The 22641-nt window shown below is 68.4% G+C and carries 21 protein-coding genes; 14 read left to right on the plus strand and 7 right to left on the minus strand.

Going from position 1 to position 22641, the window contains the following annotated elements:
• Positions 1 to 192 precede the first annotated feature (192 nt).
• Both IEY60_RS32315 and IEY60_RS32320 read left to right on the plus strand, forming a co-directional pair.
• Positions 193 to 408: an Rv3202a family protein gene (locus IEY60_RS32315; RefSeq protein WP_189034336.1), complete on the plus strand. Its 216-nt coding sequence runs from the start codon at positions 193 to 195 to the stop codon at positions 406 to 408.
• A 393-nt stretch (positions 409 to 801) separates the two neighbouring features.
• Positions 802 to 1152, plus strand: a complete 351-nt coding sequence (locus IEY60_RS32320) for a MerR family transcriptional regulator (protein WP_229740322.1) — start codon at positions 802 to 804, stop codon at positions 1150 to 1152.
• Positions 1153 to 1192: 40 nt separating this feature from the next.
• Here IEY60_RS32320 and IEY60_RS32325 read toward each other — a convergent pair whose 3' ends face one another.
• Positions 1193 to 2275, minus strand: a complete 1083-nt coding sequence (locus IEY60_RS32325; protein ID WP_189034337.1) for an ABC transporter ATP-binding protein — start codon at positions 2273 to 2275, stop codon at positions 1193 to 1195.
• 144 nt (positions 2276 to 2419) lie between these two features.
• Between IEY60_RS32325 and IEY60_RS32330 the strand changes: the two genes are divergently transcribed.
• The 5 genes from IEY60_RS32330 to IEY60_RS32350 all read left to right on the plus strand — a co-directional run bounded on the left by IEY60_RS32330 (position 2420) and on the right by IEY60_RS32350 (position 7501).
• Positions 2420 to 3214: an LLM class F420-dependent oxidoreductase gene (locus IEY60_RS32330; protein WP_189034338.1), complete on the plus strand. Its 795-nt coding sequence runs from the start codon at positions 2420 to 2422 to the stop codon at positions 3212 to 3214.
• Positions 3215 to 3285: 71 nt separating this feature from the next.
• On the plus strand, positions 3286 to 5079 hold the full coding sequence (locus IEY60_RS32335; RefSeq protein WP_189034339.1) for an ABC transporter substrate-binding protein/permease: 1794 nt from the start codon (positions 3286 to 3288) through the stop codon (positions 5077 to 5079).
• 70 nt (positions 5080 to 5149) lie between these two features.
• Positions 5150 to 5875 (plus strand): amino acid ABC transporter ATP-binding protein, encoded by a 726-nt coding sequence (locus IEY60_RS32340; RefSeq protein WP_308426150.1) that lies wholly within the window; start codon positions 5150 to 5152, stop codon positions 5873 to 5875.
• 105 nt (positions 5876 to 5980) lie between these two features.
• Positions 5981 to 6280, plus strand: coding sequence for a hypothetical protein (locus IEY60_RS32345; RefSeq protein WP_189034341.1), 300 nt, complete (start codon positions 5981 to 5983; stop codon positions 6278 to 6280).
• 153 nt (positions 6281 to 6433) lie between these two features.
• Complete coding sequence (locus IEY60_RS32350) at positions 6434 to 7501, plus strand: alpha/beta hydrolase (RefSeq protein WP_189034342.1); 1068 nt, start codon at positions 6434 to 6436, stop codon at positions 7499 to 7501.
• A gap of 1 nt (position 7502) precedes the next feature.
• Here the strand turns inward: IEY60_RS32350 and IEY60_RS32355 are convergent, their stop codons facing one another.
• The 4 genes from IEY60_RS32355 to IEY60_RS32370 form a co-directional block, all read right to left on the minus strand.
• Positions 7503 to 8720: a CHAT domain-containing protein gene (locus IEY60_RS32355; RefSeq protein WP_308426151.1), complete on the minus strand. Its 1218-nt coding sequence runs from the start codon at positions 8718 to 8720 to the stop codon at positions 7503 to 7505.
• 47 nt (positions 8721 to 8767) lie between these two features.
• On the minus strand, positions 8768 to 10282 hold the full coding sequence (locus tag IEY60_RS32360; protein ID WP_189034344.1) for a tetratricopeptide repeat protein: 1515 nt from the start codon (positions 10280 to 10282) through the stop codon (positions 8768 to 8770).
• A 97-nt stretch (positions 10283 to 10379) separates the two neighbouring features.
• Positions 10380 to 11756 (minus strand): hypothetical protein, encoded by a 1377-nt coding sequence (locus IEY60_RS32365; protein WP_189034345.1) that lies wholly within the window; start codon positions 11754 to 11756, stop codon positions 10380 to 10382.
• Complete coding sequence (locus IEY60_RS32370) at positions 11756 to 13156, minus strand: hypothetical protein (RefSeq protein ID WP_189034504.1); 1401 nt, start codon at positions 13154 to 13156, stop codon at positions 11756 to 11758. The genes IEY60_RS32365 and IEY60_RS32370 overlap by 1 nt, the downstream gene beginning before the upstream one ends.
• 145 nt (positions 13157 to 13301) lie before the next feature.
• Between IEY60_RS32370 and IEY60_RS32375 the strand changes: the two genes are divergently transcribed.
• The 4 genes from IEY60_RS32375 (at position 13302) to IEY60_RS32390 (ending at position 17641) form a co-directional block, all read left to right on the plus strand.
• Positions 13302 to 13814, plus strand: coding sequence for a lipoprotein LpqH (locus tag IEY60_RS32375; protein WP_189034346.1), 513 nt, complete (start codon positions 13302 to 13304; stop codon positions 13812 to 13814).
• A gap of 41 nt (positions 13815 to 13855) precedes the next feature.
• Complete coding sequence (locus tag IEY60_RS32380; protein ID WP_189034347.1) at positions 13856 to 14656, plus strand: hypothetical protein; 801 nt, start codon at positions 13856 to 13858, stop codon at positions 14654 to 14656.
• A gap of 132 nt (positions 14657 to 14788) precedes the next feature.
• Positions 14789 to 16843, plus strand: a complete 2055-nt coding sequence (locus IEY60_RS32385) for a PhoX family protein (protein ID WP_189034348.1) — start codon at positions 14789 to 14791, stop codon at positions 16841 to 16843.
• A 108-nt stretch (positions 16844 to 16951) separates the two neighbouring features.
• Positions 16952 to 17641, plus strand: a complete 690-nt coding sequence (locus IEY60_RS32390) for a pentapeptide repeat-containing protein (RefSeq protein ID WP_189034349.1) — start codon at positions 16952 to 16954, stop codon at positions 17639 to 17641.
• 1 nt (position 17642) lies between these two features.
• On the opposite strand, the gene ggh is transcribed toward IEY60_RS32390, so the two are convergent.
• Together ggh and IEY60_RS32400 are read right to left on the minus strand one after the other, a co-directional pair.
• Complete coding sequence (gene ggh, locus IEY60_RS32395) at positions 17643 to 18983, minus strand: glucosylglycerate hydrolase (protein WP_189034350.1); 1341 nt, start codon at positions 18981 to 18983, stop codon at positions 17643 to 17645.
• Between the two features lie 54 nt (positions 18984 to 19037).
• A complete protein-coding gene (locus IEY60_RS32400) occupies positions 19038 to 19541 on the minus strand; it encodes a DUF6069 family protein (RefSeq protein WP_189034351.1) in 504 nt (167 codons plus the stop codon).
• Between the two features lie 146 nt (positions 19542 to 19687).
• On the opposite strand from IEY60_RS32400, the gene IEY60_RS32405 reads away from it, so the two are divergent.
• The 3 genes from IEY60_RS32405 (at position 19688) to IEY60_RS32415 (ending at position 22540) form a co-directional block, all read left to right on the plus strand.
• A complete protein-coding gene (locus tag IEY60_RS32405; protein ID WP_189034352.1) occupies positions 19688 to 20377 on the plus strand; it encodes an SDR family oxidoreductase in 690 nt (229 codons plus the stop codon).
• Between the two features lie 199 nt (positions 20378 to 20576).
• Entirely contained in the window at positions 20577 to 21353 is a 777-nt protein-coding gene (locus tag IEY60_RS32410) for a polysaccharide deacetylase family protein (protein ID WP_189034505.1), read from the plus strand.
• A 41-nt stretch (positions 21354 to 21394) separates the two neighbouring features.
• On the plus strand, positions 21395 to 22540 hold the full coding sequence (locus IEY60_RS32415) for a transposase domain-containing protein (protein WP_189034353.1): 1146 nt from the start codon (positions 21395 to 21397) through the stop codon (positions 22538 to 22540).
• Positions 22541 to 22641 lie beyond the last annotated feature (101 nt).

Below are 22641 nucleotides of genomic sequence, written 5' to 3' on the forward strand. Positions count from 1 at the left end.
TCCGCGCCGACTACCGCAACGGGGTACTTCGCCTGTCGATCCCGGTCGCGGAGAAGGCCAAGCCGCGCAAGATCGAGATCGCCCGCGACAGCGAACGCCAGGCCATCAACGCCTGACCCGCGGGCCGGCCGGGCCGATCGGCCCGGCCGCCGGCCACACATCCTGCCCGACAGCCGTTTCGAGGAGGATCCGATGACCGTCTTACCGACCGCCGCCGAGGCTGATCGCGCCGAGCAGGAGACCTTCGTCTTCGACTCCGACCGCGACCTCGGCCTGAACGTCACCGCGGTGCACGCCGACGAGTCCGAGCACGGCATCGACACCGCAGACCTCGCCGACCGTATCGACCAAGCATGGAGCGTTCCCTATGCCGACGACGATGACGACCTCTCCTGCCTCGCCTACTGACCGGCACCCGGCTGTGACCGGCGAGCCGACCGTGGTCCGCTGGCCCGAACCCAGTCCCCTCGACACGTGGTGGACCGAGGTCATGGACGGTGTGCCCCCCTGCGGCGCCCGGCGCCGTCTTCGACGGATGGAGTAAATCTGTCGTGGCGGGTGTAGACATTCTCGACGGCTGGGTATACAGTCACTGTCGATCGATCCGGTAGGACCGACAATCCAGGAGGTGGTGGTCACTGAGCAGTCATTTACCAGTCCCGCATCCCGGGAGTTGTCGGATGCGGTGTCTCAGATCGGCCCTCGCGGCCGGTGAAAGCAGTTGAATCAATCCCTCAGTCGAAATCAAGGCCCCGGCGCCCAGTGCGCCGGGGCCTTCCGGCGTTGAATCCGAGAGGTCTCGTGCAGCACCCGAACATCGATCCCGCCGACGGCCTCAGCGCCGCGGACAAGCTCGACGACGACGATTACCCCGCCTACAGCATGGGGCGCGCCGCGGAGATACTCGGCGTCACCCAAGCGTTTCTGCGCGGCCTCGACGCCGCGCGGCTGCTGACCCCGCAGCGCTCGGCGGGTGGGCACCGCCGCTACTCGCGCTACCAGCTGCGGATCGCCGCGCGCGTGCGCGAACTCGTCGACGCGGGCAACGCGCTCGAGGCCTCGTGCCGCATCGTGATCCTGGAAGATCAGCTCGCCGAGGCCCAGCGCATCAACACCGCCCTGCAGCGCGAACTCGACCACCGCGGCGACTGAACCGGCCGGAATCCGACCGGCTCGCCCCGGCCCGCGCCGCTCAGCGCAGCCGGCGGCCGTCCTGCGCGCCGAAGAAGTACACGTGCTCAGGATCGACGGTCAGCCGCAGCAGCTCGCCCTTGGCCGGCGGATTACGCCAATCCACCCGCGCCACAATCGTTTCCCCGGTCTGCCCGTTCGGGCCGTCGGAGGCCGCGCGACCGTAGACGTAGGCGTCGGAGCCGAGCTCCTCGACCACGTCGACCTCCATCCGCAGACCGCCGTCGCCCACCTCGAGGTGCTCCGGCCGGATACCGAGCACGACCGTGCCCGCACCCGCGTCGGCCACCGCGCGCGGCACCGGCACCGGGTAGCCACCGATGGTGACGGCGCCGTCGGCGACGGGCAGCGTGAACAGGTTCATCGCGGGCGAGCCCATGAACCCGGCGACGAACATGTTCGCCGGATCGCGGTAGAGGTCACGCGGGGACGCGCACTGCTGCAGCAGCCCGTCCTTGAGCACGGCGACGCGATCACCCATCGTCATCGCCTCGACCTGGTCGTGGGTGACGTAGACGGTGGTGGTGCCGAGCCTGCGCTGCAGTTGGGCGATCTGGGTGCGGGTCTGCACGCGCAGCTTGGCATCGAGGTTCGACAGCGGCTCGTCCATCAGGAACACCTGCGGCTGGCGCACGATCGCGCGGCCCATCGCCACGCGCTGACGCTGACCGCCCGAGAGCGCCTTGGGCTTGCGGTCCAGGTACTGCTCGAGGTCGAGCAGCTTGGCCGCGGCCAGCACCCGCTCGTCGCGTTCGGCCTTGGACACCTTGGCCAGCTTCAGCGCGAAGCCCATGTTCTCCGCGACCGACATGTGCGGGTAGAGCGCGTAGTTCTGGAACACCATCGCGATATCGCGATCCTTGGGCTCGGCATGGGTGACGTCGTTGTCGCCGATCAGGATGCGTCCGCCGTTGACCTCTTCGAGGCCGGCGAGCATCCGCAGCGAGGTGGACTTGCCGCAACCGGAGGGGCCGACGAGGACCAGGAATTCGCCGTCGGCGATCTCCAGATCCAGTGCGTCGACGGCCGGTGTTGTCGCACCGGCGTAAAGCCTGGTGGCGCGGTCGAAGGTCACGGTAGCCATGCGTAGATCAACATCCCATCCCGGCAGGAACGTGCCGGACGATCCGAGTACAGGGTCGCAGGGATCGTAGCGGCCGCCGGGAGGCGGCGCCGGATTCCGGGTAGCCTCGGTCGCGGAGCCAACCCGAGTGCGGAGGAGCACGGTATGAGTCGTCCAGTTCGTATCGGAGTCCAGCTTCAGCCACAGCACGCGCCCGAGTACGCGCTCATCCGCGACGCGGTGTTGCGTGCCGAGGACGCCGGCGTCGACATCGTCTTCAACTGGGACCATTTCTTCCCGCTCACCGGCGACCCGGTCGGCGCGCATTTCGAATGCTGGACGATGCTCGGCGCCTGGGCCGAACAGACCGAGCGGGTCGAGATCGGCGCGCTGGTCACCGGCGGCGGCTACCGCAATCCCGATCTGCTCGCCGATATGGCCCGCACCGTCGACCACATCAGCGACGGCAGGCTCATCCTCAGCATCGGCGCGGGCTGGTTCCAGCACGACTACGACGAATACGGCTACGAGTTCGGCACACCGGGCACCCGGCTGAACCTGCTGAAGGACAGTCTGCCCCGGATCAAAGCCAGGCTCGCGAAGCTGAATCCGGCGCCGACCAGGGAGATCCCGATCCTCATCGGCGGTGGCGGCGAGCGCAAGACGCTGCGGCTGGTCGCCGAGTACGCCGACATCTGGCATTCCTTCGCCGATCTCGACGCCCTGGCGCACAAGAACAAGGTCCTTGCCGAGCACGCGGCGGCCGCCGGCGCCGACGCGTCGCGAATCGAACGGTCGGTGCCGTGGCCGGGCCGGGCGAAAGCTGACGCGTTGCACACGGCCGGCGTCACCCTGTTCACCGTGGGCGTTTCCGGTCCCGACTACGACCTCACCACGGTCGAGCAGGCGATCGAGTGGCGCGACGACGTGAACCCCGAGCCGCTCGAAGGACTCGCCTGACCAGGTGATCCGCGTCGCCACCAGGCACGCGTAACCGTCGCTGCGCAAGCTAACGGCTAGGGTTTATCGCCATGGCTGGTGTGCGTGCTGTGCGAACCCGGGCGCGGATCGCCGCGTTGTTGCTGCTCGTCGGCGTGGCCGCGACCGGGTGTGGTGGCGGGGACAGCGAGACGGCGCCGCGGGATCTGTGTTCCCCGCCGGGCCAGAGCGCCGCCTCGGCGGCGCCGAACAACCTCGCCTCCTCGGAGACCGCGGGCACCGACCGGTACACGACGCAGACCACCGCCCCGATCGAGTCGATCGACACGAGCAAGCTCGGCCTGCTCACCCCGGGCACGCTGAGCGTCGGCACGCTGTCGGACGCGCCGCCGAGCATCTGCGTGAACGGGCAGGGCTCGTTCACCGGTTTCGACAACGAGCTGCTGAAGGCGATCGCGGCCAAACTCGGCCTGCGGGTCGAGTTCTCGGGCACCGAGTTCGCCGGTCTGCTCGCGCAGGTGTCGGGCAAGCGGTTCGATGTCGGCTCGTCCAACATCACGACCACCGATGCCCGCCGCGAGCTGGTCGGCTTCACCAACGGCTACGACTTCGGCTATTTCTCGCTGGTGGTGCCGCAGGGCAGCGCCATCAAGGGCTTCGGCGACCTGAACGCCGGCACCCGCATCGCGGTCGTGCAGGGCACGGTGCAGGACGAGTTCGTGGTGAACCAGCTGCGGCTGGACCCGGTGAAGTTCCCCGACTACAACACCGCTTACGCGAACCTGAAGTCCGGTCAGGTCGATGCCTGGGTCGCGCCGTCGGCGCAGGCCGAGGGCGCGATCAAGCCCGGTGACGGAATCGTGGTGTCGGAGAACACCTTCAGCCTGGACAACTTCGTCGGCTACGCCGTCGCCAAGAACAACCAGCCGCTCATCGACGCGCTGAACTCCGGTCTGGACGCGGTGATCGCCGACGGCACCTACGCCAGTCTCTACGCCGACTGGGTGCCGCGCGAACTGCCACCCGGCTGGAAGCCCGGCTCCAAAGCCGCACCCGCGCCGCAACTTCCGGACTTCGCCGCGATCGCCGCCGAGCAGGGACCCGGCGAGACCGAACAGGCGACGCAGAAGTCGACCATCGAACAGTTGAAGGACACGTTCTTCGACTGGTCGTTGTACCGCAAGGCCTTTCCCGACCTGATCAAGACGGGCTTGCCGAATACGCTGATCCTGGCGGTGGTCTCGGGCGTCCTCGGCACCGTGCTCGGCATGATCCTCGCGGTGATGGGGATCTCCCGCACCCGCTGGCTGCGCTGGCCCGCCCGCGTCTACACCGATATCTTCCGCGGCCTGCCCGCCGTCGTGATCATCCTGCTGATCGGCCTCGGCATCGGTCCGGTGACCAGGGGAATCACCGGCGGCAATCCGTACTGGCTCGGCGCGGTCGCGCTGGCGCTGCTCGCGGCCGCCTACATCGGCGAGATCTTCCGCTCCGGTATCCAATCAGTCGAACCGGGCCAGCTCGAGGCCGCGCGCGCCATCGGTTTCGGCTACCGCCAGGCGATGACGCTGGTGGTGATCCCGCAGGGTGTGCGCCGGGTGCTGCCCGCGCTGATGAACCAGTTCATCGCGCTGATCAAGGACTCCTCGCTGATCTATTTCCTCGGCCTGCTCGCCTCCCAGCGGGAACTGTTCGCCGTCGGCCGCGACCTCAACGCCCAGACCGGCAACCTGTCCCCGCTGGTCGCGGCGGGCCTGATGTACCTGGTGCTGACCATCCCGCTCACCCACCTGGTGAACTACATCGACGGCCGGATGCGCACCGGAAAACCGACGCCCGCCGACCCGATCGAGCAGGCCGTCATCACGGAAGGACGCGGCGCATGATCGGTCAGCGCCCGGAGGAGGCAGCTCGCGTAACCACGCAGGGCGCCCGAGCATGCGAAGGAGTCACAGCGTGAGTGCATCGCTGACCGGCACCGGTCTGAACCTGACGCTGGGCAACAACCACATCCTGCGCGGTGTCGACATCCACGTCGAGGCCGGGCACGCGACGACCGTCATCGGCCCGTCCGGCTCGGGCAAGTCGACGTTGCTGCGCGTGCTCAACCGCCTGCACGAGCCCGACTCCGGTGACGTGCTGCTCGACGGCAAGTCGGTGCTGCGCGAGGACCCCGACAAGCTGCGTCAGCGCATCGGCATGGTGTTCCAGCACTTCAACCTGTTCCCGCACAAGACCGTGGCCGACAACGTCGCGCTCGGCCCGCGCAAGCTGCGCGGCCTGTCCGCCGAGCAGGCACGGGCGCTGGCGCTGGAACAGCTCGAGATCGTCGGCCTGGCAGGCAAGGCCGACGCCAGGCCCGCCGCGCTGTCGGGCGGCCAGCAGCAGCGCGTCGCCATCGCCCGCGCGCTCGCCATGAAGCCGGAGCTGATGTTCTTCGACGAGGCCACGTCGGCGCTCGACCCGGAACTGGTCAAGGGCGTGCTCGCGCTGATGGCCGATCTCGCCTCGGGCGGCATGTCGATGATCGTGGTGACCCACGAGATGGGCTTCGCCCGCAGCGTCTCCGACAGCGTCGTGTTCATGGATCAGGGCGTCGTGGTGGAGACCGGCACACCCGACGCGCTGTTCGACGACGCCAAGACCCCGCGACTGCGCCGCTTCCTCGATCAGGTCCTCTGACCAGGTCTTCCGGCCGGTCGGCGAGGTCGCAGCAACGCATGCGCAACTGCTAATGTCGGACGTGTTCCAGCTGCAATCGACCGGTACGAGTACAGGGAGATCCGCATGACAACGGCACACGTAGAGCACCCCGAACACACCCACGTCCACGGCCCCACCTGCGGCCATGTCGCCGTCCCGCACGGCGACCACGTCGACTACGTCCACGACGGCCACCTGCACCGTGAACACGCGGGCCACTTCGACGAGTGCGAGGCCTCGGCACACGTCGAGCACACCGCCGCGCACGACCACGTCCACGGCCCCGGCTGCGGCCATGTCGCGGTCCCGCACGGCGACCACGTCGACTACATCCACGACGGCCACCGCCACGCGGCGCACGACGGTCACTACGACGAACACTGACCGGCTGATTCCACCCGGATCGCGCGTCCGGGTGGATTTCGCGTCCCCGCAATACTTCTGGCTCGACGATCGATCATCTGCCCGGATACTCTCTGGAGTGTTCTGGCGGCCAGTGGTATGTCTGCCGATTCACGAAGTGGAGAGTTTCGGCAGATGGGCACATCAATCAGGCGCGCCATGGCTTTCGGTCTCGCCGGCAGCATGCTGGCGGCCTGCGTCGCCACCTTCGGCGCGGGCAACGGCCTGGCCGAGGGCCGCGATCCGATCATCGAGTCGAAGAAGCTGCTCGCCTCGCCGACCACGGCCGACGGATCGCACATCATCTCCAGCAGGGTCGATGATCGCAATCTGACCATGTTCGTCTTCTCCGCCGCGATGAACAGGGGCATCACGGTGCGGGTGCAGCGTCCCGCCGATGCGTCGCAACCGCGGCCGGTGCTGTATCTGCTCAACGGCGCGGGCGGTGGCGAGGACCGGGCGACCTGGTGGCAGAACACCGATGTCGGTGACTTCCTCGCTACCAAGGACGTCAACGTGGTGATGCCGATCGGCGGCGCCTGGGCGTACTACACCGACTGGCAGCAAGACGACCCGGCGCTGGGTCGCAACAAATGGCGCACCTTCCTGCTCGACGAGTTGCCGCCGCTGGTCGATCAGGCCTTGGGCACCAACGGAGTCAACGCCATCGCCGCCAACTCGATGACCGCGACGGCCGTCTTGCAGCTGGCGGAGGCAAGGCCGGGCTTCTACCAGTCCGTCGCCGGTTACAGCGGCTGCGCGCAGATCGCCGACCCGATCGGCAAGCAGTTCACCAAACTGGTGGTGGAAACCTACGGCGGCGGCGACGTCCGCAACATGTACGGCGCCGACGACGATCCGGCCTGGGCCGCCAACGACCCGGTCGTGCACGCCGAAAAACTGCGTGGCACGAGGCTGTTCGTCTCCGACGCTTCCGGCCTGCCGGGTTCGCACGATCGCATCGACGACCCGTACATGATGAACCCGACGCCGTTCGGCCTGGCGAATCAGCTCGTTGTCGGGGGCATCATCGAAGCCGCGGTCAACTGGTGCACGCGCAATCTCGAGGCCAGGCTGAGCGAGCTGCAGATCCCGGCGACCTTCGACCGTCAAGCCACCGGCACCCACTCCTGGGGCTACTGGCGCGATGCCTTCTACCGGTCCTGGCCGGTCCTGGCCGCGGGGCTCGGCCTGCCCGAATAGGTCAGTCGGCCACGGTGGCGAAGGCGGACCAGAGCAGCGGGGAGTTCTCCGGGGCCGGGTCGCTGCGCCATGCGGCCAGTTGTGCTCGTTGCCAGGTCAGCAGGGTGGGGATGGGTGTGGGTGAATCGTGGGCGGTGTCCACGGCGCAGATGGCGGCCTGCAGCGGGTAGGCCGTGGTGTCGGTGAGAGTGTGGAAGGCGTGGTCGGTGGGCAGCGGCCAGCGGGTCGCCGTCACCAGTTCGGCGCCGGCGGACAGCGCCGCGGTGGTCAGCCCGAGTGCTTCGGTGAAGCGCAGGTCGCCGCCGCTTTCGCAGGCGATGAGGGCGACGCGGCTCGGCATCGGCCACAGTGTTCGGCCCGGCACCGGCGACGGGTCGATGGTGTAGGTGCCGAGCAGGAGGTCCTTGGCCGAGAGCGGGCGGTGCGTGCGATTCGGTGCCGCGAAGCCACGGGTGTCGGCGGTGCAGCTCAGGTGCAGTTCGGCGTGCTCGCTCTCGCCGGATTCCGGTGCGGGAGAGGTGACATGGCCGACGTAGACGAGTCTGCTCGCGCCCGCCCTGAGTACCTCGGATAGCCAGGTGCGATCGGTATCGGTTCGGCGGAACAGGTCGACCGGGTCGGTGGCCCTGGGGACCACCCGGTCGCCGTAGCTCCGGAAGTGCTGGGTCACCGGCGTTTCCGCGTTCGGCCTGCCGAGGACGGAACCGAGCTCGGAGTCGGCTCTGAACCCGGGAACACGGGGATCGAGTACCGCGATCACCGGCAGCTCCCGAGTATTGCTCCAGCGGCGCACGATTCGCTCCGGCGAGTGAACCACCGACACGGGGGCCAGCAAGCTGACATCGGCGATATCGAGCAGCCGGATCTGCGGATCGGGCGCGATGATCTCCCACGGCACCTGCGCCAACCGTGGTGACGGCTGAATCCGCAGATGCGGTCGAACTCCGCGCTGCGACAGCTCGTAGAGCTGCACAGCCAGCGCGTACGGCAGCAGGGTTCGGGATAGCGCCTGCGCCAGCAGGGTTTCCGCATTCGGCTCGGCGAGCGCGCCCGTGGTCATCACTCGCCGCAGCTCGTCGGGCCGCGATGGATTCGGCACCGCGTCGGCCAGCTGCCGCAGCGTCGCCCGGACGTCTTCCTGGGGGATCACGCCCACGCCGCGCGCCAGCGCTTCATCGTCCCAGCGCCAGGACACGTAGACATCGCCTGCGTCGGCCATTCGTATGAATGCGGTAGGCGCGTCGGAAGCCGGAACAGTTGGCGGTGTCATAGTGCGATCACCCGCTCGTCGCGGACGGGACGACCGTAGCGCCGCTCGGCGTAGGAGATGAAGTCCGCCAGCACTATTCGGCCGTTCTCGGTCAATCGCGGTGGGGGAGCGACGGGGATTCCGGCCGCGGCCGCCACGTCGGCGAGTGCCGCGCCCAGCTGCAATGCGGGAGTGGCGATCTGTTCGATGGGCGTGGGATCCAACAGCTGGAACTCCAGCGTGGGGGCGGTCGTGTCCGCGAAGGCGGTGGGATCGAGAGTTGTTCCCGCGCAGAGGCTGTCGACCAGATCGCTCACCAGCTGACCATTGCCGGAGCGGGCAGAGCAGCGGAAGGCCAGGCGCATGGCCGGTTCGGCTACGGTGCGGTGCCAGTGCTCGCGCTGGTTGCCGTTGGGGAGGGTGTGGCGCACCGCCTCGATGGCCAGTGCCGACGAAACCGCGAGGGTGACAGCGCGGGCGAGCACTGCCGGATCGGGCTGCGGCGCTTGTTCGATGGTGGCGTGCAGGAGTTCGGCGTGCCAGTAGTCGAGCTGGGCGCAGTGCATGCCGAGTCCGTGTGCGGAGTAGACCGCGAACGCCGCCGCCAGCAGTTCCTCACCTTGCGCGAGATCCCCTTCGGCGCAGGCGACCGTGGCCAGGCGCAGCCGGACATCCGCCGCGTCCACCACGGCGCCGGTCGCATCGAATCGCTGGAGGGCCTGCTCGTAATACGTTCGCGCCGTGTCCAAGTCGCCTCTGTTCTCGGCGAGGAAGCCCATCGTCTTGGCGCCGGTCCCGGACCAATGTCCCAGCTCGGCGGCCTCGAAGAACTGCTGACTGGCGCGCAGCGGCTCGTCGGCCTCGTCGAGGCGCCCCGCGCGCACCAGCATGGTGGCCAGATTCTGCTGCGACTCGGCGACGGAGGCGGCATCGCCCGCCGCGACGAAAGCGGCCACACCCTGCCGGGCGAAATCGATGGCCAGTTCCCGGCGACCGGTCTCGAACGAACTCGCCGCCAAGTTCATCAAGGGGTGACCGGCCAGTTCCGGCGCGAAACGCTCGGTCACAAGCAGGGATTCGGTCGCGAGTTCACCCGCGCGCGCCCACTGCTGCCGATGTAGCGCGACCGCGGTCAGCGAGAGCAGGCACGCCACCCGCAACAGACCCTGATCGGTTCCCTCGGCCAGCAGCGCCCGCGCTTCCTCGAGCACTTCTTGCGCGGCATCGAAATCACCGAGATGCTGCAGTGCCTGCGACAGATTGACCAGTGCGGCAGGACGCTGATGCGCCGCGTCATCAGGCATGACGGCCAGCGCGGTCCGGAACAACGTCACCGACCGCCGATGATCACCGAGCTCATCGGCCATACTCGCGGCATTGATCAGCGCCGCACTCCGCAACCGCGGCGCGGCGCCAGCGGCGGCCCGCTCGAAGATCTCCATCGCCTCGACCACGTCACCACGCTGATATGCCGCGTACCCCGCGGTGAGCTGGGCGTCGTCCTGGTCGGAGGGCCTACCGGTCGCTGCCATCCCTATCCCCGATCCGCGCTCTGCGCACAGTCTTCGCTCGCGGTCGAATTCCGCACCACCGTGGCGATCAGTGGACGCTCAGCGCAGGTGATGGCCATCAGAAGTCCTCGTCCGCCCCGGCAGCCGCCGCTTCGGCGGTCAGGAGCGAGTCGCCGGTGAGCTCGGTGAGGCGAAGGCGGGCGAACCGGCGGATCCGAGCACGAACCTCCGACTCCTCGTGCGGAGGATTTGCGGGACCGACGCCGGGAACGAAAATGGTCACCTCAGGCGATGTTTCAGGCGGGCCTGGGATCTGGACGGATCCCGTCCAGGCGTCGCCCCGCAGGTGCAACGGCGTCGTGAACTCCACGTCGTCCGAGGGTGACGGTCTCGTGCGGGCGGGCTGGGCCGTGCGCACCCGCATGTACGGCCGCAGGTGCTCGGGGACCCCACGTCTACAGTCCGGGGCGGCAACCACACTGACCTGCACCGTCGATGTCTCGGCAGTCCGCGCCACCTGCCAAGACACCGCGTTCTCGCCCGGGTCGAGAATTCCGGGCGGGCAACGCCGCCAATCCCATTCGCCACTACCGCGCGCGATGATCAGCCCACCGCCCATCGACGTCGCTCCGCCTGCCGCCAGCGCGTAGTCGTCCGCGCGGCCCAAGGTTTCGCTCAGTTCGTGTGTGCCATCGCGCGCGGTTTCGTGGTCTGGTGTGCGGCTGGTTGATTCGCTCGGTCCGTGGTCACCATCGCGGGCCGTCTCGCGATTCGGTGCGCCGCCAGGGTGTTCGCTCGGGACGGCACCCCGACCCTGGTCGGCTCCTGATCCGGTATCGAGCGGTTCGTGTCCCGTGATGGTGCCGAACCCGGGCGGCAGATCGAATCGAGTCGAGGACCCGGGTCGGGCGAACGGCTCGGCGTCGGCACCGTCGAGTGCGGTGTCGCACGCGTCGGTCAGCTCGGTGATCTCGGCGGCCAGCAGATCGGGATCGAGGGCGGGGATCCCGTCGACGGTCGACGCCGGCCACCACCGAGCTGCCCAGTGCGCGTATGCGAGTCGGTGCAGGGCGTTGACCAACTCCGGTCGCGCAGGAACGGCAGAGGGCATGTGGTGCCTCATGGCATCTGCATCGACATCGGCACTCGCGTCGGCATCGCCGAGGGTGGCCTCGGCGTCGGCGTCGGCGTGGGCGTGGGCGAGCGCGGTGTCGGCGACGGCGAGCGCGACGTCTTCGCCGTAGACCGCCCACAGCCAGTCCTGCGCGGATTCCGGGTCATCGAGTACGGCAGCCGGAAGGGGTTGTCCGGCAAACAGATTCCACGACAGGTGGCCGCCGATCACTTCCAGCACGAGAACGTCGAGGTCGGGCATATCGTCGAGCACCGTCGGCGCAGGCTGTGCCCCCGTCGTCGCCGAGAGTTGCCCGCCGGTGGCACCCGGCGGGACCAGCGTCACGATGCCCGCCGCGCGCTGGATGCGGATCGTCGTCATCAGCTCGCCCTCGCTTCCGCCGCCGCATGCTCGCCCATGCTGGTGAGCGCCTGCTTCACCCTGGCCCGATGGTCCAGGATCACCGAGCGCGCGACCCCGTCGAGCAGATCCCACAGCTCACCCGGCTCGATCACCGGCATCTCCCGCACGTCCCGCCCATGCAATCGGACCCACAACCTGCGCAGATACGGCCGCCACGGGGTGTGCAGCTCGGCGGCGACGGCAGCCAGCGGACCCGTCGCACCGTCGACCACATGCACCGCGTACCGCCGAGCTTGCAGCACATACGCTTCCCGCCGCCAGCGACTGTTCACCACCTCGTGCGCGCGCGAAGGCCCGCTGTCGGGCGCTGTGCCACCACCCTCGCTTCCGGCCGTCATCCCGCCCGCGCGAGCATCGGCGCCGTGGCCGAGCGCAGCTCTACTGTTGGCACGTGGGCTGGGGAAGGGCGCGCCGATCGGCGAGAGACCCAGTGCCAGTTCGCATCCAGCTGCCGCAGTCACGCGCAGCGACTCGTCGAGCAGACCCCACGGTGAGCAACTGCGGGAGATCTCGGTGGTCACCAATTCCGGGATGCCGGGCAGGTCGGTGCGGTCGATGCTGCCCTGGAGCACGGTGAAGACTCGCTCGTAGACGGTCCGATCGAACGGCAGGCCGAGATTGGCGGTCGACGCGGAGGCGCCCAGGTCGGGGCGTTGGGGACAGGTGTGCACAGTCAGGCCGAGATCGTCGGCGCCGTCGGCCGGGTGTGATCGCCACAGGGCGATGCCACGATGGGTGCCGACTTGATCTTCGATCAGCTCGTCGAGCAGGGGGCCTGCGTCGGCCGGGTCGCCGTCGCGGGCCAGCGTGCTCGCCTCGAGCAGTTCGGTCAGCGCGGATGACAGATCGCGGGCACCGTAATCGGACAGTGGTCGCCTGCGCCAGGCGAGATCGAGCAGCGCCGTGAGCTCCACCAGCCGATTCGGCTCGGTCACATGGGCTTTCAAGGCCGTGGTGGTGCGCCCGCCGGTGCTGTCGTGGATCTCGCGCAGCGTCGCCTCGGCCCTGGCCCGCCCGTCGAGGCCGGGCGTTCCGTGCACGGTGGCCAGTTCGAAGCAGCGCTGGAAGTACAGGTCCTGGGCATTGCCCTCGGTGATCCGCAGTGCGCGCCGTACCTGTTTGAGCACCGTGAACCAGTCCGCGCAGGCGCGCAACGCATCGGAGTGGGCGAGGACCAGCGAGGTCAGCAGGGTGACACCGTCGGCGCAGAGCACGGTGCCCGCGCACAGCGGATGCTGCACCGGCCGGATGACCAGCGGATCGAGGATCAACTTGACGGTGCGCCGCAACGGGCCGCCCTGGGGGCCGCTGAGCGCCTCGACACCGTCGAGACCGCGCCACACCTCGTCGAGCGCCATGGCGCGGGGTCTTCGCATTCGACCAGGTTAACGGCATTTCCGGCAGGTGACCCGGCGAAAAGTTGGGATCGGTAGGCGCCGGGAGATTTCTACCTTTCTCTCAACGGGTCATCGACCCGCTCACACCGAGAGAACGGAAAACATCATGAACACCAAGCTGATCGCAGGCCTCGCCGCTTCCGCCGCCGCCACCGCGCTGTTCGTCACCGGCTGCAGCGACTCCGGCAGCAGCTCGACCCCGAGCAGCACCGGCTCGGCCGCGCCTGCCCCGGCCGCGGGCAAGTCCACCGCGAGCGTCGACGGCAAGGAATTCACCGCCAAGTTCGACACCACCTGCGCCAAGCAGGGCGGCACCCTCGCGCTGGCACTGACCGACCTGGCCAACGCCACCTACGGCAACCTCTCGGTCAGCGCCTCGGTCGAGGGCGACACCGTCCAGGCGGTGGCCATCGCGGGCACCCAGGGCGGCTCGAACGGCCTGCCCTACGCCGTCGGCTACGGCAACGGCCAGCCCGGCGGCTCGGCCACGCTCGCCAAGGACGGCAACACCTTCCGCATCACCGGCGAGGGCGTCAGCGCCCCCGACATGACCAACCCGCTGGCGGGCCCGGCCACCGCCAAGTTCGACATCACCTTCGCCTGCACCACGATCGCCTGACCCTGTCGCGACCCGGTCGCATCACTTCACGAGGAGGAATCATGAAATCCAAGCTCCGTGCGGCCGCGGTCGCCTTCGGGATCCTGTCCATCGGCTACTACCTCTACTACGGCCTCACCTACACCCCCGACGAGTTCACCGGCAGCATGCTCGGCTGGGTCGGCCCGCAGATGGCGCTGCCGATCATCGCCCTGACCATCGTGCCGATGGTCTTCGCCTTCACCGGCGACGGCATTCTGGAGGCCTTCACCGGCCGCAACAGCTCGGAGTTCCGCGATGCCGAGGTGGGCATCGGCACTGTCGTCTCGTTCCGTCAGACCGGCGTCTCGGTCAATGACCAGCCGCAGGTCAAGATCGAATTCCGGGTCGAAGGCGCGGACGGGAAGGTCTTCGACTCGGCCGCCAAGATGATCGTGCCGCTCACCGAGCTGGCGCTGCTGCAGCCCGGCGTCGTGCTGCCGGTCCGGTATCTGCCGGGCCGCATCGACAAGGTCGAGGTCGACCGCTCCGGTGACTCCGGCGCCGCGCAGCGGGCGATGAACGAGTCGCTCATCCGCAAGGGCTTCACCACCCGCGCCAAGCTCGACATCGCCGAGCGCGGCCTGGCCGCCCAGGCGGTCGTCCGCAGCCTCGACGTCCCCGGCCGGATCCGCGGCGGGTACACCGAGATCGTGCTCGGCCTGGTGGTGACCCGCCCGGACGGCAGCACCTTCGAGACCCGCGCCGAGAAGTACCTGCCGCCGTCGGCGGTCGGGCTGGTGCAGGTCGGGCGGATACTGCAGGTGCACTATCTGCCCGGCAACGAGCAGGAGGTGGTGATCGCGCTCCCGGTCAATGCCTGATGACAACCGGACCACCCGAAACTCGGCGAGGACAGCACTCGCCGAGTTTTGGTCGTGCGTTCATCTTCGCTTTCCCGACGGCTCGCCTGAGCTGCTTACCGTGCCCGGAGTCCGATCTACTCAGGAGTCACCGTGAGTCCGAAACCGCTCGCCCTGTTCGTCAAGCACGACGGTCAGTCGGCACGCGCCGCCCTGACCTGTGAATACAAGTGCGGCAACGCCTGCTTCCACGAGGTGCCCAACACCTCGCCCGGTGAGTACTTCGGCGACATCGTCGCGACCCTCAACCGCCGCGGCTTGATCAAGGGTGGCGCCGCCGTTGTCCTCGGGGTCGGCGCGGCGAGCGCTCTGGCGGCGTGCGGCGACGACAGCTCCGGCACGGGGTCTGCGCCGACTGGCTCGCCCGGCTCCGGCACCGGATTCACCGCGGTCGCCCCGAACAAGGACGACGCGGTCGTGATCCCGGACGGATACGAGCAGTCGGTAGTGATCCGCTGGGGTGACCCGGTGCTCGAGGGCGCGCCGCAATTCGACTTCGACAAGCAGACGGCCGCGGCCGCGGCGGCACAGTTCGGCTACAACTGCGATTTCGCGGGTCTGCTGCCGATAGAGGGCACGGCCGACAAGTACCTGCTGGTGGTAAGCCATGAGTACAGCACCGAGCCGATGATGTTCCGCGGCTACAACAAGGACGAGCCGACCCGCGAGCAGTTCGACATCGCGCTGGCCAGCCACGGTCTCAGCGTCGTCGAAGTACACGGCGAGTCCGGCTCGGGCGAGCTGAAGCCTGCCTTCGGCAAATACAACCGCCGCCTCACCGCCACGACGGAGTTCGTGGTCACCGGCCCGGCCGCGGGTAGCGAATTGCTCAAGACGAAGGCAGACCCGACCGGGACGAAGGTGCTCGGCACCCTGAACAACTGCTCGGGCGGTGTGACCCCGTGGGGCACTGTGCTGTCCGGCGAGGAGAACTTCAACCAGTACTTCGGTAACGCCGCCACGGTCAGCGATCCGGCGGCCGCCGCCCGGTTGAAGCGCTACGGCATCGAAGGCGCGGCCTCCGAGCGCAAGTGGGAGCGGTTCGATCCACGGTTCGACGTCGCCCAGGAACCGAACGAGGTCAACCGGTTCGGCTACGTCGTGGAGGTCAACCCGTGGGATGCGACTTCCGTTCCGGTCAAGCACACCTCCCTCGGCCGGTTCAAGCACGAGGCCGCCACCATCCACGTGACCGGTGACGGCAGCGTCGTCGCCTACAGCGGTGACGACGAGCGCTTCGACTACATGTACAAATTCGTCTCAGCCAAGAAGGTGCAGCCGGGTACAGGCGCGTCGAGCATGCGGCACAATATGACGATCCTCGACGAGGGAACGCTGTATGTCGCCAAGCTGACCGGTGACCATGCCGCCGAGATCGACGGATCGGGCAAGGTCCCCACCGGCGGATTCACCGGTAAGGGACAGTGGATTCCGTTGCTGCGGACCGGTGCCGACGGCAAGGGCACGTCGATGGTCGACGGCATGTCCGCCGAGGAGGTCGCCGTGTTCACCCGCCTTGCCGGTGACAAGGTCGGCGCGACCAAAATGGACCGCCCTGAGGACTTCGAGACGAACCCGACCACCGGCAAGGTCTATGTGGCGCTGACCAACAACTCCAATCGTGGTGCCGACGGCAAGCCGGGTGCCGACGAGGCCAACCCGCGCAAGCTGAACAAGAACGGCCAGGTCCTCGAGCTCACCGACAACCACACCGGCACCGACTTCACCTGGTCGCTGCTGCTGGTCTGCGGTGACCCCGCCGCCGCCGACACCTACTTCGCCGGCTTCGACAAGTCCAAGGTCAGCCCGATCTCCTGCCCGGACAACCTGGCCTTCGACCCGTACGGCAACCTGTGGATCTCCACCGACGGCAACGCCCTCAAGGCCAACGACGGCCTGTTCTCGGTGATCCTCGACGGCCCCAACCGCGGTGAGACCAAGCAGTTCCTCACCGTCCCCCGCGGCGCGGAGACCTGCGGTCCGATCGTCACCGAACAGCGCGTCATCGTCTCGGTCCAGCACCCGGGCGAGTCCGACGACGCCACCCCCGACAACCCGCAATCCCACTGGCCCGACGGCGGCACCGCCCAGCCCCGCCCCGCGGTCGCGGTCGTGTGGAAGAAGAACAGCGGCCGCATCGGCGTCTGACCGGCAACCCCGCTGACGGAACCGTCACTCGACTGGGCGAGTGACGGTTTTGTCGTCGGTGGGTGGCCGTATGTTGGTGCCGACATCGGACGACGGGAGTGGTGGACCATGGCGGCGCGCAAGCGTGAGGTGCGGTTCGAGCCCGCGGTGGCGGCGCTCGGCGCGTTGCGGCCAGCGGCATCGCCGGACGACGATCCGGCTGACGACCGCGCAGTCGAGGATGCCGAATATCGTGGCGCCGACTTTGCCGAGGTCCACGCGTACGGGTTCAGCGCCGAGGGCTGTCTGTTCGACAGCGTCCGTTTTCCGAGCACACTTCGCCAGGCCACGATCACCGAATCCGCGCTGCGTGTCTGCGATCTCGCCAATGTGCAGGCTGACGACTCGTCGATGTTCGAGACCGAGATCGCGCACGGCAGGCTCACCGGAGTGTCCTGGACCGCAGGCGTTCTGCGCGATGTGCTGATCGATTCGACGCGCGCGGACATGGCCTCGTTCGCCGAGTCCCGGTTGCGCACAGTGGTGTTCCGCGACTGCGACCTGCGCCAGGCCGATTTCCAGCGCACCGAGTTCCGCAACGTCCGCTTCGAGCGGTGCAATCTCACCGGTGCCAGGTTCTCCGATTCCCGTCCCCAGCAGAACCTGCGTTTCGAGGACTGCGACCTCACCGGCGTCTACGGCCTGACCGCCCTGCGCGGCGCCACCATCCGGGGCGGTGACCTGGAATCGCTGGCCGCCACCCTGGCCCGCGAACTCGGCATCACCGTCGAGTCGCCGACCGCCGCGGGCGAGTACTGACTCAGCCGAGCCAGTCGAGAACCGAAGCGGCGGTCCAGGATTGCTGCATGCTGCCCAGCGGGGCGCCGGTGAACGGCTCGTAGTACTCGGCGAAGCTGCCGTCGGCGGCCTGGCGCAGGCCTTCCGCGCGCAGCATGTAGGCGCGTTCGGCCCAGCCGCGGCGGGCGAAGGCCCAGGAGAACAGCCAGCTCATCACCGGCCAGACCGGGCCGCGCCAGTACTCGCGTGACCGGAAGTCCTTGGCGACCGGGGAGGTCGACGGCGGCAGGGCGTAGCGCAGATCGGGGTGACCGCAGAAGCGCGGGCCCTCGAAGGTGTTGAGCAGCGCGCGCTCGGCATGGCGGGGCAGCCCGCCGGAGAGCAGCGGCGCGAACATGGCCAGCGTCTCGGTGCCGATCCAGCGTTGCAGCCGCACGTCGTAATCCCGTGCGGCGCCGGTCCGTTCGTCGGTGGTGGCGACGACACCCTTGCGGAATCGCTCGGCCCAGGCGTGCAATTCGCGGACATCGGCGTGCGGCTGTTTGTACTCCTCGCCGATATCGGCGAGCACCTCGCAGGCCAGCGCGAAGATCGCCGAGACGAACACGTCCTCCACGGCGAAACTCATCACCGAGGTGAGCTGGTAGTCGTCGTAGTTCGCCCGCCGCATCTGCTCGACCAGCCACAGGTAGCGGTCGTATTCGCGATCGCTCGGCCGCTGGGTCGGGTCGGAGATGACCACGGTGTCGGCGCGCCGGTACGGGGGCAGGTCGGCGCCGGGGAGCACATTCGCGTAGGCGCGGTCCCAGCGCGGCGAGTTGTCCATCCCGGATTCCCAGCCGTGGTACAGCGTCACCCGCCCGTTCTCCTTCGGGTCGCGGGCGTGTGCGAGCCAGCGGTGCCAGCGCACCAGATCCGGCCAGCGGCGGTTCAGGAATTCCTCGGCGACGGCCCTGGTCGAGCGGCCGTGCCTGCGGGAATGGTCGAGGATGCGCTGGACCGCGATCGCGTGCACCGGCGGCTGGGTGATGCCGGAGGTGTCGGGTCCGTCGGGCGCGTTGGCGGCCAGCTTGCGGCACTCCCAGCGGGCGGGCCCGGGGAAATACCCGTCTACGCCGTTGGCGAAGACGATGTGCGGGATCATCCCGTTCTTCCACTGCGCCGAGAGCAGCGTGTCCAGTTCGACGACCGCGCGCTCCACGCTCAACGGCGCGAGCCCGACCGCGACGAACGCCGCGTCCCAGCTCCACATGTGTGGATAGAGGCGGGGCGCGGCGCTGGTCATCGTCCCCAGGTCGTTGCCGCGCAGGAGGTAGGCGGCACGGGCCGCGAGCTGCGTGGGGGTGAACCCTGGGTCGGTCATCCGTCTATTCTGCGGCGGAGCAGGGCCGATGGCATCTCGGCACGGCTGTGATGGTCAGTACCCCGCTTGACGCGGGTCGTTCTGGGCCGCCGAGCCGACCGAGCTGAGCATGGTGGTGATGCACAGACCGACGAGCAGATTGATCACCGCGGTCGCGATCTTGGCGTCCATGTCGGCGACCAGGGTGAACGGCAGGATGACCGCGACCGCGGTGACGAGCAGGCAGATCCAGGTGAAGAAGGTCAGCGGGCTCGGCATGGCCAGCAGCAGCACCATCAGCAGCGCCGTCGCCAGCAGCGCCGCGCCCGCCGCCGCCAGGGCATAGGAAGTGGTCGACACCGTGCCGTAGGCGCCCGCACCCTCGGGCGAGAGGATCGCGATGCCGAGCACCCCGCGCACCAGCATGATCGCGACCACGACCAGCAGCGCGGCCACCACCGCGGTGCCGATACCACCGGCCCACAACTTGCCGATATTGACCTTCGGTGCGGGCGGCTGGTCCTGCACCTGGGGATACTGCGGGTTTGCCTGTCCGTAGTTGTACCGGGGATCGGTCATAGCCCGACGGTACTAGCGCCCGCCGCTGATCTGCGCGGAAACGGCCATGGTGTCGAGATCTTGGCGGCGCTGCGCCCGGTTTGCCGGAAATGAGTGGTGCACGGGGTCCGGTCCGCCGAGCGGGGCGGCCGGTTAGCGTGGGACGCATGACGGTGACCAGTACTCCCGCCCCGACCGCTCTGATCACCGGCGCCAGCCGCGGCCTCGGCGCGGCGATCGCTCGTGAACTCGCGCCGACCCGCGACCTGCTGCTCGGCGCCCGCTCCGCCGACGCGCTCGCGCCGATCCTCGCCGAACTGCCCGGCGCGACCGGCTGGCCCGTCGCCCTCACCGACTATCCGGCCGTGGCCGCCGCGGCGAGCGAGATCGAGCGGCTCGACGTGCTCGTCCACAATGCGGGCATCGCCGATCTCGGGACTGTCGCCGAGTCGTCGGTGGAGCAGTGGCGCAGCACGCTCGAGGTCAACCTGATCGCGGTCGCCGAGCTGACCAGGCTGCTGCTGCCCGCGCTGCGCGCCGCGAACGGTCATGTGGTGCTGATCAATTCGGGTGCCGGCCTGCGCGCGAACCCGGGCTGGGGTTCGTACGCGGCGAGCAAGTTCGGCCTGCGTGCCTTCGCCGACGCCCTGCGGCTGGAGGAGCCGACACTGCGGGTGACCTCGTTGTTCCCCGGCCGCATCGACACCGACATGCAGCGGGCGATCGTCGCCGACGAGGGTCGCGAGTACAAGCCGGAGGAATTCCTCACTCCGGAGACGGTGGCGGGGGCGGTCCGGATCGCCGTCGACACCCCGCGCGACGGGCACCCGACCGAGATCGTGCTTCGACCGGCGTAGTCGCGCGATCGGCGCCGAAATACTGCACCGATTACGCCAGTCGACGAGCCGCAGGCGCGGCGATGTTCGGTATGTTCCGAGCCGAGTGCCCAGCTGTTCAGCGAATCGACGGATTCCGCCGATACGGTCTCGCTGATTGGTCCGTGCTCCGTGCGAGCACCTGGTGCGAGGAGGGGTTTCGCAGGTGGAACGACGTCGAATGCTGGCGCTGCTGGCCGCGGGTACCGCCGTGGCGCTGACCGGCTGCGCGACCGCGGAGGGCGAGGCCGTGAACGCCGGTTCGGGCGGTGATATCCCGGCGCCGCCCGCTACCAGGGCACTGCTGCCGCCCCCGCCGGGCGGCCCGAAGTCGATCATCGGCCCCGGAACCATCGCCGCGCTGCCCGGCCAGGGCACCAGCATGGCCCTCACCGTCGACGACGGCGCCAGCCCCGAGGTGGTCGGCGCGTACGTGCAGTGGGCCAAGGACACCGGCGCCCGCTTCACCTTCTTCGTCACCGGCTACTACGAATCCTGGACGATCCACCGCGACGCCCTGCGCCCGCTGGTCGATTCGGGTCAGATCCAGCTCGGCAACCACACCTGGAACCACGCCGCGCTCACCAAGATCGGCGCGAGCGGCGTCGCCGACCAGCTCGGCCGCACAAAAGACTTCCTGCGCAACAACTTCGGCGTCGACGGCACCCCGTTCTACCGCCCGCCCTTCGGCTACCACAACGCCACCGTCGACAAGGTCGCCGCCGACCTCGGCTACACTGTCCCCGCCATGTGGTACGGCTCCCTGTCCGACTCGGGCCTGATCACCGAGGAATACCTGATCGAGTGCGCCCGAAAGTATTTCGCGGCCCAGTCCATCATCATCGGCCACGCGAACTTCCCGCCGGTCACCCACTGCTACGGCCGGCTCGTCGACATCATCAAAGAACGCAACCTGTCGATGGTGACGTTGAACGATGTGCTCCAGGTGCAAGCCTGAGGCGGGAATCCGTGACACCGGCTAGCTCATAGCCCATAGCTATGATTGTCGCCGACGCTGAAGCGGTCATCGGCGCTGGCAGAAAGCATTTCAGTTTACTTAGAGCGAGTATTCTTCGAGCTGTGGCCCGTGTGGGAGCGGCGCGGCCGGCGGATGATCGACGGTGGCCCGACTTCATCTCGTTCGGTTTGTTGACCAGGGTATTTCCGCCCGATGTCGTCGACGCGGCGCTGATCGAGTGCGGTCGGGTCGAACGCCGCGACCGACTGCTGCCTGCGCGGTTCGTGGTCTATTACGTGCTGTCGCTGGCGCTGTTCGCTCCCTCCTCGTACGACGAGGTGATGCGCAAGGTCATGGCGGGGCTCGAGTGGGCATTGGGATGGCCGCACCAGCGGGCGGTTCCGACGAAAGCCGCGCTGTTCCAGGCGCGCAAGCGCTTGGGTGCGGAACCGCTGCGCGTGCTGTTCGAGAAGGTGGCGGTGCCACTGGCCGATCCCGGCGTTCCCGGGGGTTTCTACCGATCCTGGCGGCTGATGAGCATCGACCGATCGACCTTGGAGCTGCCCGCCAGCGAAACGAATGTCGAGCATTTCGGTTCTCCGGCCGCGGTCGGGGGCCCGGCGCTGCCCCGGATACGGGTCGTCGGGTTGATCGAGTGCGGTTCACGCGCGGTCATCGACGTCGCGTTCGGGACCTGCGGGCAAGACGAGCAGACCCTCATCGAATCCCTCGTGCGGTCACTTCGCCCAGGGATGCTTCTGCTCGCCGATCAAGGGCTGCTGTGCCACCGGCTGTGGGACCTGTGCCGATCTTCCGGTGCGGACCTGCTGTGGCAAACAGCGTCGGATGCGGCGTTGCCGGTCGAAAAGCGGTGTGCCGATGTGCGGGTCATCGACTATTCGCGGGCGACGTCCGCAGTCGACACGGTCCACGGGGGAGCGCGAACCGGCCGATTGCTGACCACCATCACCGATTCCGCGGCCGCACCCGCCGCCGAACTGGTCGGAGTACTCGCAGAGCAGCGGGACGTCGAGACGCTGTTCGGCGTGCTCGCGACCCATCGGCGAGGCGCGGGCGCGGTACTGCGGTCGAAGTCGCCGGACGGCGTGATCCAGGAGCTCTACAGCTACCTGTGCGTGCATTACGCGGTCCGCAGCATGATGCGGTGGAGCGGCGCGGTTAAGTAAACGACCCCCTCGAAACCTTCTGTTGCGTACGTCACGTGTGACGTGTCACAGTTCCTCCGCTCAATCGTTACCAACGGGTAACAGAGATGTTTGAAGCTGGA

It is taken from the genome of Nocardia rhizosphaerihabitans (genome assembly GCF_014646295.1).
GTDB lineage: Bacteria > Actinomycetota > Actinomycetes > Mycobacteriales > Mycobacteriaceae > Nocardia > Nocardia rhizosphaerihabitans.

Coding starts and splice junctions, on each gene's coding strand:
- IEY60_RS32335 (WP_189034339.1), top strand. CDS start 3,286: ATGGCTGGTGTGCGTGCTGTGCGAACCCGGGCGCGGATCGCCGCGTTG.
- IEY60_RS32315 (WP_189034336.1), top strand. CDS start 193: ATGACCGTCTTACCGACCGCCGCCGAGGCTGATCGCGCCGAGCAGGAG.
- IEY60_RS32360 (WP_189034344.1), bottom strand. CDS start 10,282: ATGGCAGCGACCGGTAGGCCCTCCGACCAGGACGACGCCCAGCTCACC.
- IEY60_RS32400 (WP_189034351.1), bottom strand. CDS start 19,541: ATGACCGATCCCCGGTACAACTACGGACAGGCAAACCCGCAGTATCCC.
- IEY60_RS32350 (WP_189034342.1), top strand. CDS start 6,434: ATGGGCACATCAATCAGGCGCGCCATGGCTTTCGGTCTCGCCGGCAGC.
- IEY60_RS32330 (WP_189034338.1), top strand. CDS start 2,420: ATGAGTCGTCCAGTTCGTATCGGAGTCCAGCTTCAGCCACAGCACGCG.
- IEY60_RS32405 (WP_189034352.1), top strand. CDS start 19,688: ATGACGGTGACCAGTACTCCCGCCCCGACCGCTCTGATCACCGGCGCC.
- IEY60_RS32365 (WP_189034345.1), bottom strand. CDS start 11,756: ATGACGACGATCCGCATCCAGCGCGCGGCGGGCATCGTGACGCTGGTC.
- IEY60_RS32325 (WP_189034337.1), bottom strand. CDS start 2,275: ATGGCTACCGTGACCTTCGACCGCGCCACCAGGCTTTACGCCGGTGCG.
- IEY60_RS32370 (WP_189034504.1), bottom strand. CDS start 13,156: ATGGCGCTCGACGAGGTGTGGCGCGGTCTCGACGGTGTCGAGGCGCTC.
- IEY60_RS32415 (WP_189034353.1), top strand. CDS start 21,395: ATGATTGTCGCCGACGCTGAAGCGGTCATCGGCGCTGGCAGAAAGCAT.
- IEY60_RS32380 (WP_189034347.1), top strand. CDS start 13,856: ATGAAATCCAAGCTCCGTGCGGCCGCGGTCGCCTTCGGGATCCTGTCC.
- IEY60_RS32390 (WP_189034349.1), top strand. CDS start 16,952: ATGGCGGCGCGCAAGCGTGAGGTGCGGTTCGAGCCCGCGGTGGCGGCG.
- IEY60_RS32355 (WP_308426151.1), bottom strand. CDS start 8,720: ATGGCCGACGCAGGCGATGTCTACGTGTCCTGGCGCTGGGACGATGAA.
- IEY60_RS32410 (WP_189034505.1), top strand. CDS start 20,577: ATGCTGGCGCTGCTGGCCGCGGGTACCGCCGTGGCGCTGACCGGCTGC.
- IEY60_RS32375 (WP_189034346.1), top strand. CDS start 13,302: ATGAACACCAAGCTGATCGCAGGCCTCGCCGCTTCCGCCGCCGCCACC.
- IEY60_RS32345 (WP_189034341.1), top strand. CDS start 5,981: ATGACAACGGCACACGTAGAGCACCCCGAACACACCCACGTCCACGGC.
- ggh (WP_189034350.1), bottom strand. CDS start 18,983: ATGACCGACCCAGGGTTCACCCCCACGCAGCTCGCGGCCCGTGCCGCC.